Genomic DNA, 18,435 nt, shown 5'->3' with positions numbered 1-18,435 from the left:
CTACTTGCCGAAGATGATGTCGGCCGGCAGTTTCACCGGGGCATTCAGGAAGCCGAGGTCGGCAAGATTGTTGTTGGCCCGCTCGATGTCTTCCACACGGACGTCGTCGGGCCAGTAGTTGACGGCCCCGGACTTGACCACGTCCAGCGGGGTCTTGGTGATCTCTGCACTGAGCTGCTGTGCTTCATCGATGTGGCCGTTGGCGTAGGCGTTTGCCTTGTAGATGGCGGCTTTGAAGCCCGCCAAGGCTTTCTCCTTGGACTTCACCGTGTTCGCACCGGAGACCCACAGGCCAATGGCACCCTGCTCAAAGAACTCAACACCCGGCGACGCCAGCAGTTGGTTCCCCTCAGACACTGCCTTGGATGTGAACGGAGCCACCAGGGAGGCCGCGTCCACGCGCCCGGAGTTCAGTGATTGCAGTGCAGACGACGGGTCCAGGACCATCCAGTTCACTTTGGCAGGATCTCCCCCGTCATCCTTGACCAGTTTGCTGACTGTAACCTCCAGCTGTGCTTTCCTTGCCGGAACGCTGACGTTCTTGCCTTCCAGGTCTTTGGGCCGGGTGATGGACGAAGCCTTCTGGACGAGGAGGCCGGTATCATCCACGCGGTTGAGGTCGCTGGAATCTCCTGCCCCGTCCTTGTAACCGTCGGCGGCGGCAATGATCTTGAGCGGCACGTTCTGGCTCAATGCGTTCAGGAGCGGAATTGAGGGAGTGTAGGTGAGGTCAATTTGGCCGCTCTGGGCAGCCGCAATACCAGCCGGTGGATTGGCAATGACAGAAATCTCGACGTTGAGACCCTGTTCCTTGAAGAAGCCTTTGTCAGCTGCAAGGCGGATACCGGCGTCCGAACCGATGCCGATGGTGCCCACCTTGAGGGTGGTGGTCCCATCGGCGGCGGGGGCGGCGGCCGGACTCGACCCGCCACCGCAGGCGGCCAAAGTCATGGACAAAACTGCGGCCAGGGCCAAGGGAATAGTGCGTCGCATGGTGCTCCTAGAATCACGAATGGTTGGAAGGGGACTTTTCTAGCTGGGTGATTGGTGGACTACGCGGCCACCGCTCAAGGTGAGCCTGACCTCAGTGTCGAGGAGCTTCTCGATCTGCTCATCGGCGGGCCAGGGGTTGGACAGCAGGCACAGGTCTGCTGTCCTGCCAGGTATCAGGGAGCCCTTAAAGTGCTCGGCGTGGTCCTGCCAAGCGGCGTCAAGGGTCATGGCAGCCAGGGCCTGCAGCCCGGTGATACGCTCGGGATCGCCCGGTGCACCAGGTGTGGACCGGGTGGACCGGCGGACGGCAGCCACCACAGTGCGCCGCCAGTCCGGGCTGGTCACGGGAGCGTCGGAAGCAAGGTTGAAACGCACGCCGGCTTCCACGGCTGAATGAAGGGGTTGATGGCGGGAAAACCGATCCTCACCCAGCACCTGGCGCATGATGTCACCGGCCTCCTGGCGGATCAGGGGGTTGGTGCTGTAACCAACGCCCCGGGCAGCCATTGTGCGCAAAGTTGTTGAGTCACTGAAGGCCCCGTGGATGATGTAATGGCGGTTTCGGTGGCTTCCGGTGGACGTGGAACGACCCCCGGTAGCGTCGGTCGCCGCGATAATCGCCTCCACGGCCGCGAGGGTGGCAGCATCTCCCGTGGCGTGGACACCGGCCTGCAGTCCGGCTTCGTCGATGAGTCGCAGAATCCTGTTGAGTTCAGCAACCCGTTCTCCATCACTGGCTCCTTGGATCACCAGGCTGCCGTGGGTACAGGCCGGACCATAAGGCTCGCGCATCCAGGCGGTGCCGCTGCGTGGGATCCCGTCCGCGAAGACTTTGACGCCCGCGATCCTCAACTGCTCCGGATCAATGCCCCGGTTCTTGTAGCTCCCTGCCAGTCCGCTGCGCAGGCCCTCCCCCACGGCCAGGGCATTGGCTCCCCCGGTTCCCGCGAAGAGCATGAGGACGTTGATCCGCAACGTCAGTTCACCCGATGAAGCGAGGTCACCCAGTAACTCGAGTGCCGCCGTCGAACCGGCCCCGTCCATGAGTCCAGCGCTCGCTGGCCCCAGTCCCGGCTCCGTGAGTGAGGTGATGCCAAGCGAGTGCAGGTATTCCTGGAGAAGAAGCAGCGCCGGGCGGAGCGTCGAAGCCGGAACGGGTGGCATGGCCCGAGAGATGAGTTCCATGGCTCCGTCCTGGAACAGGCCGGAGGGGCTGCCGTCTGCTGCCCTCACGATCACGCCGCCGTCGATGTCCGGAGTTGCGGCGGTGATGCCCGCGCGGCGGAGCGCCTCCCGGTTGGCCAGGAGTTGATGGCCTGTGCCGTCGAACGCCACAACGGGCGTGTCAGCCCGGCAATCCAGCAAACCCTTGGCCGGTCCCAGTATCGACTCATCCCAGCCGTGGGCACGGATCCAGCCATCCGGGCCCACGGGTGCTGCTGTCAGCTCGTCCACGACGGTCGCCCAGTCCGGGGCCACGGCCGGGGTCAGGCGCACGTAGCCAAAGGCGGCCATCGCCGCCGACACGAAATGCAGGTGGGCATCATTGATCCCTGGAATGACGGCCCCACCTGCGGCATCGACAACCCGCGTACCCGGGCCGATCAACTGGCTCACGTCATTGTGGCCAAGCCCTGCCACGCGGCCGTCCTTGACTGCGATGGAATCAGCCATGCGGTGTGGTTGCGCCCGGTCCATGGTGTGGACCGAGGCATTCACGATCACCAGATCAGCGAAATCTTGCATCGGTTCTCCTCAAGTCACCGCATCCGAATGTGATGCAGACAACGTTCTTGCAAGAAGTATGTCGCTTGACTGGGTCACTTGACTAGGTTTTGACGTAAAATTTCTCCCAGAGGACTTTTCCGCCTCCACGGCACGGCCACAAGGCCGTCATGGCGGAGAGCGCCTACGATCGATGAGACCGCTGGGTTGGTGGAACCGATCACGGGTGGAAAGAACCATGAGGAAGGTGAGCGGATGGCAAGGGTTCCCGCCGAAGAAAGGCGCCTGCAATTCGTCGAAGCGGCAGCCAGGGTGATCGCACAGGATGGGCTCGCCTCGGCTACGACACGTCGAATCGCCAGTGAGGCCGACGCCCCCCTCGCGGCATTGCACTACTGTTTCCGCAGCAAGGATGAGCTCCTGGAAGAGGTGTATAACTTCCTCAGCAGGGATTACGCCAAGGCGCTTGACCCCGTGGCCGACCCCGGCATGGGGCTGCGCCACATGGTGGGCGCCCACGCCCGGCGCATCTGGAGCCGCATGCTGGAGAACCCGCACGAGCAAGTCACAACGTTCGAACTGCTGCTCCGACGATTCCGTGTGGAGGCCGACGACCAACCCCAGGCATTGCTCATGAACCGTTCGATGTATGACGGCTGGGTGAGCTCAACGCTGGAGTTGTTTCGCGGCGCAGCCGAAGCCGCCGGCGAACCCGTCCCCGCCAATCTGGAGGACATTACCCGCTTGTTTATTTCCGGGATCGACGGCATCAGCATGCAGCATTTGGCCGACCCTGACGGGGAACGGTCCATGCGTTTGGTTGAACTAATGGCGTTGTCCCTCGCCGGAGCGCTCGACTACTCCTGAGGCTGGCGCTTCATCACGAGTGAGGTGACAACACCCAGCAGGAGGAGGCCTGCCGCTGCGGCCATCGAAACCACGAACGCGGCGCCCGGGCCCTGGGTTTCGGCCAACTGCCCGGCCAGGTAGGAGCCCAAGGCTGTTCCGGCCACGATCCCACTGGCAAGGGCCGTCATGACCGTCGCCATACGGCCGGCCGGGGCCACCACGCCGCCGATGCTGAAGACGGTGACCATGACAGGCCCCACGGGAATTCCGAGCACCAGCAGCACAAAGATCATGGGCCATATGCCTGCCGGAAGAAGCAGCAACAGGGACAGGACGGACATGGCCAGTGCTGCGGCAACCCACCGGGAAGCCAGGCTGAACCGCTGCGGCCAAAATGCCACGGACAGCGCGGCCACGGCAGAGCTCAGTCCCATCACTGCATAGAGGAGCCCCGCGATCTCGGCAGTGGCGTACTGCGCTGAAAAGGCACTCAGGGCATTCTGGGTGGCACCAAAGAAGGTACCCATGCAAACCATCGCCACCACGGGGACGGCCACGACGGCTCCGGCCCAACGGTTGCGGCGCAACGGAGCCGCCCCGGTGGTCCGCTCCCCTTGAACCACGACGCCGGGAGCGGCCTTCCGCGGTGCGGGCACCACAGCATGCTGGCTGGGGTGGACCGCGAAAGCAGGCACAAGGGTGATGGTCATGACGGCGGCCAACGCGAGTGGCAACCACGGTGCCACGATGCTGGCGAGGACACCCACCAAGGCAGGTCCCAGGACGAACGTGATCTCGTCGGCAGTGCCCTCATAGGACAATGCGGTATCCAGGTCGGCACGGTTTGCCGCGACGCTTTTCCTGCCGGTGGTTGCTTCCGGGGAAAGGTTGCGGGTGGTCAGGGCCATCCACCTGACCCTCGCCATCGGTCCTACTTGGGGGCAACTCGCACCAGCCAGGAAAGCGGCTATGAGAACACCAACAGCGTCATTTACCGAACCGTAGCCCGGAGTGACGTAGGCCGCGGCAAGCAGCCCCGCTACAGCAAGCGTGTTGATGACCGCGGCCACGAGGAGCACGATGCGCTGCCCGGCACGATCAGCCAACGAGCCAAGGACGGGTGCGCCCAGAGCAGAGCCGATGCCGACCGCTCCGGCCGCCATACCGCCGATTGCATACGACTGGCTGACTGCCGTCACCAAGGTCAGGGTGCCAACGGTCAACATGGCGAGGGGAAGCCGGGCGAAGAGGCCCAGCGGCAGGAAGCCAGGTCCGGCAAGTTCCGGAAGGCGTGCGAAACGGCCAGGCAGACGCGACGTGCGTGCGGGCGCCGATGACAAGGGCTGGGAGGCCACAGAAGATTTTTCCATTAATCCGGGTTCACTAAAGAGTGCGCATCGTCCCTCCTCCCGATGCGCGCGACCCGGTGTAACGGGTTAAGTCTATCGGATACCTGTCAGACCGGAACCGCTTCGGCAATACGCACGCTGGAACCATGCCGCCCCTTAACCACCTGGAGCTGATTGGTGATGCGTTGCTTCATCTCCGCGACGTGGCTGACCAAACCCACCACCCTGCCTCCGTCGCGCAGTCCTTCCAAGGCGTCCATCACTTGTTCCAAGGCTTGCTCGTCCAGGCTGCCAAAGCCTTCGTCGACGAATAATGTCTCAATGTCAACGCCACCCGCTTCCTGCTGGACGACGTCCGCGAGACCGAGGGCAAGGGACAGCGATGCCATGAAGGATTCACCGCCCGACAGGGTGGAGGTGTCCCGCCGCTGGCCTGTCCACTCGTCCACAACCTCCAACCCGAGCCCCGACTTTGCGCCCCGCGCCGCCTTGGCATCAGTATGTTGCAGCGTATAGCGGCCATCGCTCATGGCGACGAGCCTCTCGGAGGCGGCGATGGCCACCTGTTCCAGGCGTGCGGCCAGGACATAGGTGTTCAGGCTCATGCGGTAGCCGTTGTCACCGGATCCCCTCACGGTGTCAGCCAACTCAGCCAGCATCCTCGCTTGGTTCCGGGGCTCCTTGCCGGCTTGGGCGAGCTCCAGGTACTCCGCCCGGAAACGGGCGACGACTTCCGCGGACTTTCCGGCAAGGCCCGCCAACAAAGCCGCGGCCCGGGCATTCTCCGCGGCGCGGGAAGCCTCGAGCTTAATGTCGGTGAGTTCGGCACCGGGTAACGGAAGTTCTCCAATGCTGGCTTCCTTCGCCGCCAGGACCAGGTCCTCACTGGCAAACAACTCATCCAGACGGGAAGATTCAGCATCGAAATCCGCCAGGTCCTTTTCAAGTCCCACAACGTCGGCGGGCGAAAGGAGTTCGCGACGCGCTTCCTCAGCCGTCTCGAACCCGGATTCCGGCAAGGCCCGTTCAAGGGCGGCGGCGGCGTCATCCTTGGCCTGTGTGGCATGTTCCAGTTCCCGGTCGGCATCTGCGGCCGCTTGAAGCAGGACGCGCTCGGCCTCCAGGGCTTCCAGCTGCTCACGCAGGCTCGGGAAGTCACCCCTTAAACCAGCGAGGTCTGCCTCCAAGGCGTTGTATTGCTCTTGCAGCAGCAGGACCGCCGATGCTGCCTGGCCCGATGCACCCACCAATCCAGTGTGTTCTTCCTGCACATGGACGATGCGCCTGGTAAGGGTCTGGTGCTGAGCCCGGAGCTTCTCCAGCGAACCTGCTGCCTTCCGTGCCGCGGAGGCGGCCGCTTCGGCCGATGCCCGCCTGGAATCTGCTTCCGCGGCGTCCATCGAACCGCCTTGGGCCACTAATCCGGCGAGGACCTGGGCTGCGGTGGACACTTGCCCGGCGAGGAGCCCCAGTGCTTTCTCACTTGTTTCGTATCGTTCCTTGGCTTCTTCCTCTTCCTGGGCCAGGGAGAGCGCTGATCGAACGGCCGCGGCGGGGTTGGGGTGGTGTTCGCTTCCGCAAACGGCGCACGGCTTGCCGCTCTCCAACGCCGCTGCCAGTTCCCCTGCAGCGTTGGCCAGGCGGAGCTCACGGACATCGAGCCACTGCTGCCGAAGGTCCTGTGACGTGGTCCGCGCTTGGAGATGCTTCCCCGTGATCGTTTCCAAGCCGATGGTGGCCGTTGAATGGCTGGCCACGATGCCAACGAGTTCGGCTGCGGCCGCAGCATCCCGTTCCAGCTCGACCAGCTGGTCCGCCAAAGGCTCCAGGGGCTCGATCGCCGATTGCACAGTGAGCGCTTCGTCGCTCAACTGTTTCAGGGTCGACGCTGCTGTTTCCGCCGCGGACTGGTGTTCAGCCAGTTCGTCGCGTTTGGCTTTTAGGCGGGCTGCAATCCCGTCCATGCGTTCCTCGTCAGGAAGACGGGCCTCGAGCACTGCACAGCTTGCTTTGACCTTGTCCAGGGAAACGGCAGGGTTGCCGGCATCCACGCCCGCCGCATCCAACTTATCCCGAATGCCTGCTGCCAGCGCAACGGCAGCCTGGACCTTGCGGGACGCGGAATCAACTGCTTCCAGATGGCCGCTCAGAACAGCAGCACGGCGGTGTTTTCCGAGCATCTCCTTGTTCTCGAGTGCCCGGGGTGCGGCAAGTTCAAACAAGACCCTGCGCTGCGTTGCGGCGCCCAGGCGCCCATGCCGCAGCGACTTGTCCTGCGCCTCCTGGAATTTTTCCGCAAGGCGGGCTGACAAGGACTCGGCCTCGGTGGCCTGATTCCGGCGGCGTTTCCATTCAGCATCCACAGCGGCTTCCACCCCGGCAAGCCACGACTCCGGTTCCAGTCCGGCCGTTGAGGCGGCAGCAGCGTCTTCGCCCGGAGTGACGGAATCCCGGGCGGTGGCATCGGCGAGCCCAAGCTGCTCCTGCTCTGCCGCGACCCTGTCCAACAGCATCTTCAGTTCCGAAGCGTTCTCCTGCACCGCGCGGGCGGCAACTGATGCCCGCTGGGCAAGCTGGTGTTCAACAGCTTCAAAGCGCTGCGTACCGAAAAGTTTCTGGAGGAGGTCCAGCCGGTCGTTGGCCTTGGACCGCAAGAACGCCGCGAAATCACCCTGCGGCAGCATCACCACCCTGGTGAACTGGTCACGGTCCATTCCAAGGACATCGGCGAGCTCGGCACCCACTTCGTCGTTCCTGGAAGACTTTTCTTCCCAGCTTCCGTCCACGCGCTCCCGGAGAAGGGTCTTGGCTTGCTGGGTGGTGTATCCATTGCGGCCGCGGGCACTGGGCCGTTCCCACGCAGGCGACCGCGTCACTTCGAAATGTCGACCGCGGGCGGAGAACTCACACACCACGCGTGGCTCAGCACCGGGAGCCGCGTGATCGCTTCGAAGGCGCTTGCCTTCCTGGCGTGCGCCGGGCACAGAACCGTACAGGGCGAAGCAGATGGCATCCAGAATGCTGGTCTTGCCAGCCCCGGTGGCCCCATTGAGGAGGAACAGTCCCTGGGCACTTAACTGGTCGAAATCGATATGCTGGGGCGCTGCAAACGGACCGAACGCTTCGATGTCCAAACGATGAATTCTCACAGCTCAGCCTCCTGCAACCGGACAGCTTCAAGGGCCTCGCGCACTGCAGCTTCCTCTGCATCGCTGGCACCGCGTTCCCTGACATGCTCCAGGAAGCCGCAACAGACTCCAAGGTCGTCCTCCGCCTCGGCGAGCCGGTTGCTGTAGCTGGTGGAAGTCCGCGCCCCAGCACCCTCGGGGTCGAAAGCCAGGACCAACGTGTCAGGGAAGCGGGTGCGCACCCTCTCCATCGCCTGGACAGGCCGTTGTGCATCCGTCAACGTGATCTGGCAATAGGCACTTTCTGCCCAAGCGTGCTCTCCGGCAACCAGCAGACTGTCCAGCGTTCCTCGAAGCGTGGCGAGGGATTTGGGTGCGTCCCAGACAATTTCCTCAACATCCACCACGGCATCTGGCCCGATATCGACAAGCCAGGCGCCCTTCCGGTGCTTGGCTTCCGAGAAGGAATAGGCCAACGGAGAGCCGGAGTACCGGACGTTGGGTGCCAGCTCCTGGCGGCCATGAAGATGGCCCAAAGCCGTATAGGTGAAGTCCGCAAAGAGGTCCAGCGGTACTGCCCCCAGTCCGCCGATACTCAGGTCCCGTTCGCTGTCCGAGGTGATGCCTCCGCTGGCGAAGGTGTGCGCCAGGACCACCGGGTAGACGGGTCCGGACCCTGCCCGGCGCTCAACATCCCGCCGGATCCGCTCCACTGCCGCCAACGTGACGTCAAAGTGGTTTGCGTTTTCTGCGCCCAACCGCTCAGCCACCAGACGGGGTTCAAGATAGGGAACTCCGTAGATGGCAACGTGGGCGGCAACACCGCTGGTGTCCCCTGCGTTCCCTGTGCTCCCGTCAGTTCGGAGCGGGAAGACAACCGGTACGTCCAGATCCTCCACCCGGGTCCGCAAGTGCACTCCCCCGCGCTCCAGCAGCCGGGAGGCGAAACCCAAGCGGATGGCGGAGTCGTGGTTTCCGCTGGTCAAGACCACACTTGCACCTGCCTGGGTGATGCGGACAAGGGCATCATCCAGCAGTTTGACGACGTCCAGCCCAGGCAACGCGCGATCGTAGACGTCCCCTGCAATCAGGACGACATCCACGGCCCTGTCCTCGACGACGGATACCAACTGGTCCACGAAATTGCGCTGGGCCTCGAGCATGCCAACGCCGTGGAATGACCGGCCAAGATGCCAATCCGAAGTGTGTAGTAACCGCATATTTCCAAGTTAACCGGGGGCACCGACATTAAAGCGCAGACAAGCCGTCCGTCGTCGATCCTGTCCGGCTTTTAGCCCTTCTTGCCGTCGAAGAAATCGCGGGCATCATCACCGGCGGGCGCGGACGGAGCGGGTAGCGAAGATGCTGTCTCCGACTTGGCGGCAGCTTCCTTTTCTTCTGCGTCCCCGGCCTGCTCGTCAACTTCATCAAAGGCGTCGTTAATGCCATCGTTGCCGGCCTGGACGTCCTCAGCCCCGGCATCCGTAGCGCGTGAAAGGCCCTGGAAGCCACGGAAGGCGAGTCCGGCAAGCGCGGCGCCCATCAGCGGGGCCACCCAAAAGAGCCACAAGCCTTCAAGCGCCCAGGACGAGCTGAAGAAGGCCTGGCCCGTTGCCCGCGCCGGGTTGAAGGGAATGTTGCCCAGGACCTGGCCGAACTGAAGCAAGACAGCCATGGCAAGGCCCACGGCGAAGGGGGCCATGGCCGGAACAGCCCGGCGGCCGGTTGTCGCGCCGAGGAACACTGCCACAATCAGGGCCGAACCAAGGACTTCAACCAGCAAAACACCGGCCATCTGCGTTTGGGCGGACGCGTGCTCGCCAAAGCCCGGCGCAACGACGTCGAACGCCGCCCGGGCCTCCGTGAGGACCGGCACGGTGGTCACTACGAAGTAGATCAACGCAGCACCCACGACGCTACCGATGATTTGCGCCGCCACGTAGGCTACGGCCGCCACAGCCCGGATTCGGCCGGCAATCAGATTGCCCAAGGTGATCACCGGGTTGAAGTGGCCACCGGAGACGTGGCCGAAGGCCAGCATTGCTACCGTCACCGTGAGGCCGGTTGCCAGGGCTACCGGCAAGGGCGCCCCACCAGGATTCGAAAAAATCCCGACACCCACCGCGGCAACCACAACAAACATCGATCCCAAAGCTTCAGCCGACAGCCGGGCAACAAGTCCCGGTTGGTGGTCGGGAGTGGCCTGAACAGGAGAGGTCATGTCGAATGAGTCCTTACGGTTGGTGTGGTTGCCGGCATGGCCGGCCTCGTAACGCGTTGCCCGCTGCGCGGCAGGGGTGATCCAAACTCAAAGCCGGAGCCCTTGTGTATCTTGCCAGCCGAGTCTGGGCGGTTGCTGAATACCGCCCTTGAGCTTAGCCGCCCAAAGCGATGGCTGCGATCGCGGTGCCACCGAGCCCCATCACAGCGAGCGTGCTGACCAGGACAAGCCGGGCCGATGCTGCCTCGTTTCCGACGTGCAGTTGGCGTGAGCGAACCCACACCACACAGGCCAGGACAACGGTGGCCGCAGCCGCCATGAGGGCGCAGATCCCTTGGTAATCAAGTCCGGGAAGGTCCCCGATGAGGTTGCCGGTGGACGGTTCAGAGGTCAGCCAGCTCCGCCAAATGAACAAGTCCACCACCACAAGGGAAATCAGCGTCCGACGCCAAGCCAGAGTGGTGCGCTCGGGCTGCAGGCCGGGATCGCGGACTTCCATACTTATCGCGCCACCAATATCAGCACCGCAAAGGCGAACGCCGCTACAGCCACCACGATGGTCATGAACAGCATGACCCGGGAGAACGGGAGCGCCTGGTCCTTGCGCATCGCGGCTTCCATCTGTCCCCAACGGCGGTAGGAAAGTGCGGCCAGACCCGCCCCGACCAAGGCAAGCAAGACACACAAGACCAGCCGGACGGGAGTCGGCGCGATATTCGGAGCCAGCTGGTCAACGGCAACCGCGCCGGCGAGCAAGGCCAGGGATGTGCGGATCCAGGCGAGGAACGTGCGTTCGTTGGCAAGGGAAAACCTGTAGTCCGGTGTCTTGCCTGTCCGTCGCCAAGCAGGTTCTCGCACGATGTTCTCTCCAAGTTTTGTCAGTGCCGGGCAGCTTCCCCACCATACCAGCGGGGGTTCCCGGGCACGGTAAGTTACTGGCATGAGTGTTGAGCCTACGTCCCCCGCTGTTCCGTCTTTCGAATCCCGCGTCCACGGGACACTTCTGGGAGGGGCGCTGGGTGATTCCCTTGGTTACGCTGTGGAGTTTGACTCCATCGCCGCGATTCGTGCCCGCTACGGATCTACCGGTTTGGAATCTTTCGGACAACTCGACGGCAGCAGTCACTTTTCGGACGACACCCAAATGACCTTGTACACGGTTGACGGCCTTGTGGAAGCCCTCGAATGGGCCAACGACGGCGTGGCCGCTGACGAAATCGCTTGCCTTTGGCTGGCCTACCTGCGCTGGCTCGGCACCCAGGACGTTGCTGTTGCCTCCTCCGCCCCCGTGCCGCAACCCCGCTGGATAGACGCCCAGGAAGTCCTGCGTCACCGCCGGGCACCCGGGAACGCCTGCCTCAGTGGCTTGGCGACCGGTGAGATGGGGACCGTCGCACGGCCGGTCAACGCAGACTCCAAGGGATGCGGCACGGTGATGCGCTCGGCGCCGTTCGGCCTTATTCCCCATATTTCCCGGGAGGCCGTCTACAAGCTCAGCTCCGACGCCGCCTCCCTCACGCACGGACACCCTTCGGCTCGACTCAGCGCAGCGGCTTTCGGCCTGCTGATCCACAACATCGTGGCCGGAAGCGATATCCGCACTGCCGCAACGGCGGCCCTCGCCTATGTCAACGGCGTCCCCACCAAGGCACCCGAACTTGGGGAGAGGCTTGAAGCTGCATTGCAGTTGTCCTTGCAACCCACGGTAGTGAGCCCGGAAGAACTGACTGCAGCGCTGGGCGAGGGGTGGATCGCAGAGGAGGCGCTCGCCGTCGGCCTCTACGCAGCGCTGGCCACGAGCGGCAGCTCACCAGCGGAGCATTTCCGAAACGCGGTCGTGGTGGCCATCAACCACAGTGGCGACAGTGACTCCACAGGGTCCATCGCTGGAAACATCCTGGGGGCTTGCTACGGGGAAGAGTGCCTGCCGGCCGATTGGCTCACAGCTTTGGAAGCCCCTGAGGTCATTCGGGGCATGGCCGACAGGCTGCTGGCCGTCACTACGGGATAGTAAGCGCTACGTCCGGCGAAGCGTGACGTTGTTGCAGGCCTCGCACACTTCGTCGGGGATAAAGCCCCGACGCTGCAGGAAGCCGAAGATCGCGCAGCCAAGGCAAAACCCGACGAACGCTTCCAACGAAGCGGCCACGATAAGGAGCCCCAGCAGGACCCATGCGGCCGGCTGGTAGCCGATAAAGAACAGCACGACGGCGGCACTCGTCAACGCGGCGCCGATACCTTGGGCGAAGCGCTTGGGAGGGCCGGCCACGAGCTTGGCATGCCCAATCCGGGGTGCCAACACCTTCACGGACAGCAGTGCGAGCGGGGAGATCCGGGGACCAAACAGCACACGGAGCCAGAAGCCGGCGGCCAGCGCCAGCAAGCCCCAACCCCAGCCTGTCAGCAGTGTTGCGACAGCCAGCACCACAACCAGTCCTGCCGTGATTCGGGCGGCGTATTCGTTCACGGGGTTAGGGAAAGCAAAAACAGCCCGCCAATCAACTCCGCCGTTTATGGGAACGCCGGCGTGCTGGCGTTCCGGTGCCTGGGCAAGCGTTGGTTTGGTCATGCCCCAAGGCTAGGAGCGCCGCTCTTCCAGTGGGAAGCATTGTTGCGAAGTATGACCCCATCACCGCCTCAATGCAGCTAAGCCCCGCCGACCATCTGCAGGAACTCGCCCTCGGAGACAACCTCGATCTGTTGGCCCTTGGCGTGCAGTTCAAGCACCCTCTTGGCTTTGCCGGTAAGCCTGCCGGCGCGAAGGTCACCGGCCACGAAGCCATCTCCCACGATGAGGACAGTGGTCCGTGCAGTGACCCTGCTTTCGGGGCGTGCCCCCATATCCGCGGCGCGGGATTTCGCCTCCGGCCGGGTAATGGCGAGGTCCCCCGTGAAGACGACGGTCTGCCCGAACAACGGATGTCCAGGTTCGGCGGCGGGGTTGGGCAGGGGGTTGGGTCCCTCCTCCGGCCAGGCCGACCAACCACTGGGGACGCCCGGCGCTCGCTCCAGGGTGTGTTCCGCGGAGCTGCCAGTCTTTGCGGCGAGCGCGGACATGGTCGCTTTGGACAGACCCTGCGCGGGATCGAATGCCGGTTGCTGTGGCAGGTTGAGACCGAGGGAAAGATAGAGTTCGGCGATACTGTTGGCGTTGTTCCGTCGGGCAATGTCCACCAGGATACCGGCGCAGGCCCGGGCGTCTTCTGCGGCGTCGTGGTGGTTGACCAGGGGCACTCCGGCCTCCTCTGCGGCATACGGCAAGGAGTTGGAAACCAGTGAGTAGCAGCGGCGGGACAGCATGACGGTGCAGACGTAGTCATAGGCTGGGCCGGCAAGGCCGGACACTTCCAGGCCGGATCGGATGACCCCGAGGTCGAAAGCAGCGTTGTGAGCGGCTAGGACGTCGTCCCCGATGAACGCGCCAATCTCGGGGAAGAGCTCCCCGAACCGGGGACGCCCGGCTACGTCTTCAGCGCGGATGCCATGGATGCGCGTGTTGTGGAATTCGAAGTGGTCGTGGTTCTCCGGCGGGCGCATGAGCCAGGAGGCTTCTTCCACCACCACTCCACCACGGACTTTGCTGAGGCCCACCGAGCACGGCGACCCCCGGAAGCCGTTGGCTGTTTCAAAGTCGATCGCCGTAAAGTCCAATGCCACTGGACAAGGTTACCGCCGGAAAAGGCCGCCCCTGCCGATTTCCGCGGCGGGGCGGCCCTTCGGGCCTGCTTTGTGGCGAACACGACATTTCGCTGCTTAAGGTGTGGCCCGCCGGAGTGTTGCGTAGGAGCCCGCGGCGAGCAGGACGCATAGCAGCGCCGCCCACCCGCTGATGCTCAACGGGCTCTGTTGGGCGAACCAACTTCCAACGTATCCCCACCATCCGAGCAACGTGGTGAGGGCGGCCAGGCCGATCAGGGCCACTGACGTTCCGAGCGTGGAAACCAACGTGCCACTCGTGCCCCAGCGCTTGAAAATGGTGGCGAACCAGAACCCGATGATGAACATGAACATCATCACTACAAAGAAGAACGCAGCTGTGGAGTACCACGGACCATCCGTAACCCAGGGGATATTGAAGAAGTAGCCGTAGACACCCCAGCCGGTGGTTGCCCTTTCGATGACGCCACCCAGAAGGTAGAGCCCTGTCATCCCGAGAGCGATGAGTGAGAACAGGCCCAGGGTACCCAGGTAGAACGCCTTGCGGCTGATGCTCAAACCCTGCGAGAAGGGGAAAACCAAGGTCATGCTCTGGATGCCGAGGACCAGGAAGTACCACATGGGCGCCTGGCTGCCACCACCGTACTTGCCTTCCTGGACGGGAATCAGGGCGAAGATGGCCAGCGACATCAGGAAGGAAGCCGCGAGGATGGTCAAGGGCCACCCGATGTACGTCCACTTATTGATCAGCTGCATGCGGGCAACTGCTACTGTCCTGCTCATCGCCTTGCCTCCAAAGTGTCGTCGGCGAAATCTCCAGTGTCGGATCCAACGCCGGTACTGCCCACGCCGGCCATGGTTTTGCGAACCACCAACTGCTGCAGGGAAACGGGCGACAATTCGAGTCCCAGCTCCTGCGCTTCGGCGCGCTCACGGCTTCCGAGCGATTCGTCCACGGTCACCGATGCCAGCGACCCCAGGGTTTCCCGATGCAGGATCTTCCGTCCAAGGAGGAAGGCATCCACCGTTTCGGCGGATCCGGAAACGGTGACGGCGGAACCGCGGATGTCATCGGCATCGGCGTCCATGATGATCCGGCCCCGATCGATCACCACCACGTGCTCCAGGAGGTTGGCCACCTCATCGATCAGGTGGGAGGACAGGATGATGGTGCGCGGGTGTTCGGCGTAGTCCTCCACCAAGCGGTCGTAGAACAGCTGGCGGGCCACGGCGTCGAGTCCCAGGTACGGTTCATCGAAAAACGTCAGTTCTGCACGCGACGCAAGACCTATGATGACTCCCACGGCGGACAACTGGCCGCGCGAGAGCTTCTTGATCCTGCGCTTGATGGGGAGTTGGAAGTCTTCGGCCAACCGGTCGGCGAAGGCCTGGTCCCAGTTCTTGTAAAAAAGGGCAGCGGAGCGGAAGGCATGCTGCGGCTGGAAGTCGTCCGGATACTTTTGGGATTCCCGGATGAAGCAGATCCGGGACAGCACGGCCTCGTTCTCGTAGGCGCTGGCGCCAAAGACGAGTGCTTCGCCGGACGTGGCGAAGGCCTGTGCGGTGAGGATGGACATCAACGTGGTTTTACCGGCGCCGTTGCGGCCCAGCAGTCCGTAGATCCGGTTCGCCGAGAGGCTCAGGTTCACGTTGTCCAGCGCGTTAAGGTCTTTGTAGTGCTTGATCAGGTTACGGGCCTCGACGATGGTGTCGTTCACAGGGCCGCGCTCCTTTCCTTGTCTGTCCCGGATTCCGGGGCAAGCCCGGAGCTGCGTTCAATCATGGTGTTCAGCTGCTCGGTCGAGATGCCCAGCTTCCGGGCTTCCAATGCCAGCGGTTTGACGTACTGCTCGAAGAACTCTTCGGTGCGGCGCGCTACCAGTTGGGCGCGCGCCCCTGTGGCGACGAACATCCCTATCCCCCTGCGTTTGTAGAGAATTCCCGAATCCACCAGCAGGTTGACGCCCTTGGCAGCGGTTGCCGGGTTGATGCGGTGGAACGCTGCGAACTCGTTGGTGGAGGGCACTTGCGACTCTTCGGCCATGCTGCCGTCCACGATTCCGTTCTCGATGAGTTCGGCGATCTGCATAAAGATCGGTTTGCTGTCATCGATCATGAGCATCACGGCCTCACTGGTTCATTACTCATGTAACTAACCATACAAGCAGTGAGGCAGGAGTCAAGGGTTCTCCCCCGAAAATCACGACGACGGCCGTCAAGTAGGCTTGTTGGGTGATCTTTTCTGCGATAAGCGACCTTGCCGTATCCACTTTCGGGGGCGCGGGACCGGTGCAGCCCTCCATGGCTTCGTTCCTGCCGGACTGGTTGAACCCCGACGTATTCCTCCGCGATTCCCCGTTAGGACCGTGGGTGGTCCTCCTGGTCTGCGCCATTGTTTTCGCAGAAACAGGCCTCCTGGTGGGCTTCTTCCTGCCGGGCGATTCGATGCTGTTCACGGCGGGGCTGCTGGTCTCCACCGGCGCCATCGAATTCAACTTGTGGGCCATGTGCGGCATGATCATCGTGGCCGCCATCATCGGCAACCAGACCGGCTATCTCATTGGATCGAAGGCCGGCCCGGCCATCTTCAACAAGCCGGATTCACGGCTTTTCAAGAAAGAAAATGTGGAGAGCGCCCATGCGTTCTTCGAGAAGCACGGTGGCAAGGCCCTGATCCTGGCGCGCTTCGTACCCATCATCCGCACCTTCGTGCCGGTGATCGTAGGCGTTGCGCAGATGGATAAGCGCAAGTTCTTCCTCTTCAACGTCATCGGCGCCGTCCTCTGGGGCGGCGGCGTTACCCTGCTCGGCGCATGGCTTGGCCAGTTCGAGTGGGTTGGCAACAACATCGACATCATCTTCATTGTCATCGTCCTGATCTCGGTCATCCCGATCTTCATTGAGATCGGCCGGGGATTCGTCGCCAAGCGCAAGGCGGCAGCGGCAGGCACCGACCCCGTGGAGGAATTCATCGAAGAACACGAAGGCGGCAAGCACGGCGAGCTCTGAGGATCACCGCCCGAGCACAAAAAAGGCACCCCGCACGGCGGGGTGCCTTTTGCGTCTGACGAAGAAGCTAGTTCGAGCCGGACCCGCTCAACGCCGACACGATCGCGGGAAGCAGAGCACGGAAGGCCTGGCCGCGATGGCTGATGGCGTTCTTCTCTTCGGAGCTAAGCTCGGCGCAGCTGCGGTCCATCCCGACCGGCTGCAGCACGGGGTCATAGCCGAATCCACCCTCACCGCGGGGTTCCCGCAGCAGCGTCCCCTCCATCTGGCCGTACTCGACAGTCTCGTGGGCAATGCCGTCCGGACCGGGCACCGCCAAAGCTGCCGCGCACACAAACGCTGCTCCGCGGAACGCATCCGGAACATCGGAGAGCTGCGCAAGCAGCAGGTTCAGGTTGGCGGTGTCGTTCCCATGACTTCCGGACCATCGTGCAGAGAAGATGCCCGGCGCTCCGCCAAGGACATCCACGGCCAGGCCGGAGTCGTCGGCAATGGCTACCAGGCCGGTCGCTTCCGCAACAGCCCGGGCTTTGAGGAGTGAGTTCTCGGCGAACGTGACACCCGTTTCCGCAACGTCCGGGGCACCGGCCGCAGCGGCGTCCACCACCTGGGTGTCGACGTCGAGTCCTGGAACCTGACCACGAAGAAGTTCGCGGAGTTCCTTGAGCTTGCCCTTGTTGTGTGTCGCCAGGACGAGGCGCGGAACCCCGGGTGCCAGTGCGCCGCTCACGGAGCTTCCGCCAGCGTCTCGCGCTGGATGGCGGACAGCTGGGTTGTGCCGAGCAGGGCGAGGTCAAGAAGTGCGTTGAGCTCGTCGCGGTCGAAGGGAGCGCCTTCGGCTGTGCCCTGAACTTCAACGAACTTGCCGGAACCGGTCACCACCACGTTCATGTCCGTCTCTGCACGGACGTCTTCCACATATGGCAGGTCCAACATGGGCACGCCGTCGATGATGCCTACTGAGACCGCCGCGATGGTGTCCACCAGCGGCTCGGCGTTGCGGGCAATGAGCTTGTTTTCGCGGGCGAAACGAATGGCCTCTGCGAGCGCCACATAGGCGCCGGTGATCGCGGCCGTGCGTGTGCCACCATCGGCCTGCAGCACATCGCAGTCCAGGACGATCGTGTTCTCGCCGAGCGCCTTCGTGTCGATGATGGAGCGCAGGGAGCGGCCAATGAGGCGCGAGATTTCGTGCGTGCGTCCGCCGATCTTGCCCTTGACGGACTCACGGTCGGAACGGGTGTTCGTGGCACGGGGAAGCATTGCGTACTCTGCAGTGACCCAGCCGCGGCCTTCGCCCTTGAGCCAGCGCGGCACGCCCTCGGTCAGCGAAGCCGTGCACAAGACCCGGGTGTTTCCGAACTCGATCAGAGCCGAGCCCTCGGCCTGCTTCGACCAGCCGCGGGTGATGCTGATGGGTCGCAGTTGGTCGGGTGTCCGGCCATCGGCACGGATGACGGGTGTGGCTGTAGCTTCAGAATTCATGGTTCAAGCTTAGCCAAGC

At 63.3% G+C, this 18,435-nt stretch carries 18 protein-coding genes; 3 read left to right on the top strand and 15 right to left on the bottom strand.

Going from position 1 to position 18,435, the window contains the following annotated elements; all coding sequences use genetic code 11:
• Positions 1–993 carry an ABC transporter substrate-binding protein gene (locus tag N7568_RS12980; protein WP_261610224.1) on the bottom strand — a complete coding sequence of 331 codons (993 nt, stop codon included), beginning with the start codon at positions 991–993 and terminating at the stop codon, positions 1–3.
• A 39-nt stretch (positions 994–1,032) separates the two neighbouring features.
• Entirely contained in the window at positions 1,033–2,739 is a 1,707-nt protein-coding gene (locus tag N7568_RS12975) for an amidohydrolase (RefSeq protein ID WP_261610223.1), read from the bottom strand.
• A gap of 234 nt (positions 2,740–2,973) precedes the next feature.
• Between N7568_RS12975 and N7568_RS12970 the strand changes: the two genes are divergently transcribed.
• Positions 2,974–3,585, top strand: a complete 612-nt coding sequence (locus tag N7568_RS12970) for a TetR/AcrR family transcriptional regulator (protein ID WP_261610222.1) — start codon at positions 2,974–2,976, stop codon at positions 3,583–3,585.
• Here N7568_RS12970 and N7568_RS12965 read toward each other — a convergent pair.
• The 6 genes from N7568_RS12965 to N7568_RS12940 all read right to left on the bottom strand — a co-directional run bounded on the left by N7568_RS12965 (position 3,576) and on the right by N7568_RS12940 (position 11,123).
• Positions 3,576–4,937, bottom strand: coding sequence for an MFS transporter (locus N7568_RS12965; RefSeq protein WP_261610221.1), 1,362 nt, complete (start codon positions 4,935–4,937; stop codon positions 3,576–3,578). The two genes, N7568_RS12970 and N7568_RS12965, sit on opposite strands and share 10 nt — an antisense overlap.
• 86 nt (positions 4,938–5,023) lie before the next feature.
• Positions 5,024–8,065 (bottom strand): SMC family ATPase, encoded by a 3,042-nt coding sequence (locus N7568_RS12960; protein ID WP_261610220.1) that lies wholly within the window; start codon positions 8,063–8,065, stop codon positions 5,024–5,026.
• Positions 8,062–9,264, bottom strand: coding sequence for an exonuclease SbcCD subunit D (locus N7568_RS12955; protein WP_261610219.1), 1,203 nt, complete (start codon positions 9,262–9,264; stop codon positions 8,062–8,064). Before N7568_RS12955 ends, N7568_RS12960 begins: the two co-directional genes overlap by 4 nt.
• Before the next feature lie 71 nt (positions 9,265–9,335).
• On the bottom strand, positions 9,336–10,265 hold the full coding sequence (locus N7568_RS12950; protein WP_261610218.1) for an aquaporin: 930 nt from the start codon (positions 10,263–10,265) through the stop codon (positions 9,336–9,338).
• A 154-nt stretch (positions 10,266–10,419) separates the two neighbouring features.
• A complete protein-coding gene (locus tag N7568_RS12945) occupies positions 10,420–10,764 on the bottom strand; it encodes a DUF202 domain-containing protein (protein ID WP_261610217.1) in 345 nt (114 codons plus the stop codon).
• A gap of 2 nt (positions 10,765–10,766) precedes the next feature.
• Complete coding sequence (locus N7568_RS12940; RefSeq protein ID WP_261610216.1) at positions 10,767–11,123, bottom strand: YidH family protein; 357 nt, start codon at positions 11,121–11,123, stop codon at positions 10,767–10,769.
• 82 nt (positions 11,124–11,205) lie between these two features.
• Between N7568_RS12940 and N7568_RS12935 the strand changes: the two genes are divergently transcribed.
• Complete coding sequence (locus tag N7568_RS12935) at positions 11,206–12,276, top strand: ADP-ribosylglycohydrolase family protein (protein ID WP_261610215.1); 1,071 nt, start codon at positions 11,206–11,208, stop codon at positions 12,274–12,276.
• A 6-nt stretch (positions 12,277–12,282) separates the two neighbouring features.
• Here the strand turns inward: N7568_RS12935 and N7568_RS12930 are convergent, their stop codons facing one another.
• The 5 genes from N7568_RS12930 to N7568_RS12910 all read right to left on the bottom strand — a co-directional run bounded on the left by N7568_RS12930 (position 12,283) and on the right by N7568_RS12910 (position 16,038).
• Positions 12,283–12,834, bottom strand: a complete 552-nt coding sequence (locus tag N7568_RS12930; RefSeq protein ID WP_261610214.1) for a DUF4395 domain-containing protein — start codon at positions 12,832–12,834, stop codon at positions 12,283–12,285.
• A gap of 77 nt (positions 12,835–12,911) precedes the next feature.
• Complete coding sequence (locus tag N7568_RS12925) at positions 12,912–13,922, bottom strand: exonuclease domain-containing protein (RefSeq protein WP_261610213.1); 1,011 nt, start codon at positions 13,920–13,922, stop codon at positions 12,912–12,914.
• A 96-nt stretch (positions 13,923–14,018) separates the two neighbouring features.
• On the bottom strand, positions 14,019–14,705 hold the full coding sequence (locus N7568_RS12920; RefSeq protein WP_261610212.1) for a hypothetical protein: 687 nt from the start codon (positions 14,703–14,705) through the stop codon (positions 14,019–14,021).
• Positions 14,702–15,640: an ABC transporter ATP-binding protein gene (locus N7568_RS12915; RefSeq protein WP_261610211.1), complete on the bottom strand. Its 939-nt coding sequence runs from the start codon at positions 15,638–15,640 to the stop codon at positions 14,702–14,704. Before N7568_RS12915 ends, N7568_RS12920 begins: the two co-directional genes overlap by 4 nt.
• Positions 15,637–16,038 (bottom strand): GntR family transcriptional regulator, encoded by a 402-nt coding sequence (locus N7568_RS12910; protein WP_261610325.1) that lies wholly within the window; start codon positions 16,036–16,038, stop codon positions 15,637–15,639. Before N7568_RS12910 ends, N7568_RS12915 begins: the two co-directional genes overlap by 4 nt.
• A 131-nt stretch (positions 16,039–16,169) precedes the next feature.
• Between N7568_RS12910 and N7568_RS12905 the strand changes: the two genes are divergently transcribed.
• Positions 16,170–16,931, top strand: a complete 762-nt coding sequence (locus N7568_RS12905; protein ID WP_261610324.1) for a DedA family protein — start codon at positions 16,170–16,172, stop codon at positions 16,929–16,931.
• Between the two features lie 67 nt (positions 16,932–16,998).
• On the opposite strand, the gene rdgB is transcribed toward N7568_RS12905, so the two are convergent.
• Both rdgB and rph read right to left on the bottom strand, forming a co-directional pair.
• Complete coding sequence (gene rdgB / locus N7568_RS12900) at positions 16,999–17,661, bottom strand: RdgB/HAM1 family non-canonical purine NTP pyrophosphatase (protein WP_261610210.1); 663 nt, start codon at positions 17,659–17,661, stop codon at positions 16,999–17,001.
• Positions 17,658–18,416, bottom strand: a complete 759-nt coding sequence (gene rph / locus N7568_RS12895) for a ribonuclease PH (protein ID WP_306422868.1) — start codon at positions 18,414–18,416, stop codon at positions 17,658–17,660. The genes rdgB and rph overlap by 4 nt, the downstream gene beginning before the upstream one ends.
• Between the last annotated feature and the right edge of the window lie 19 nt (positions 18,417–18,435).

The organism is Paenarthrobacter aurescens (genome assembly GCF_025421775.1).
GTDB classification, from domain to species: Bacteria; Actinomycetota; Actinomycetes; order Actinomycetales; family Micrococcaceae; genus Arthrobacter; species Arthrobacter aurescens_B.
The sequence above is the reverse complement of the archived record's forward strand: the minus strand, read 5'-3'. Positions and strand labels throughout refer to the sequence as shown.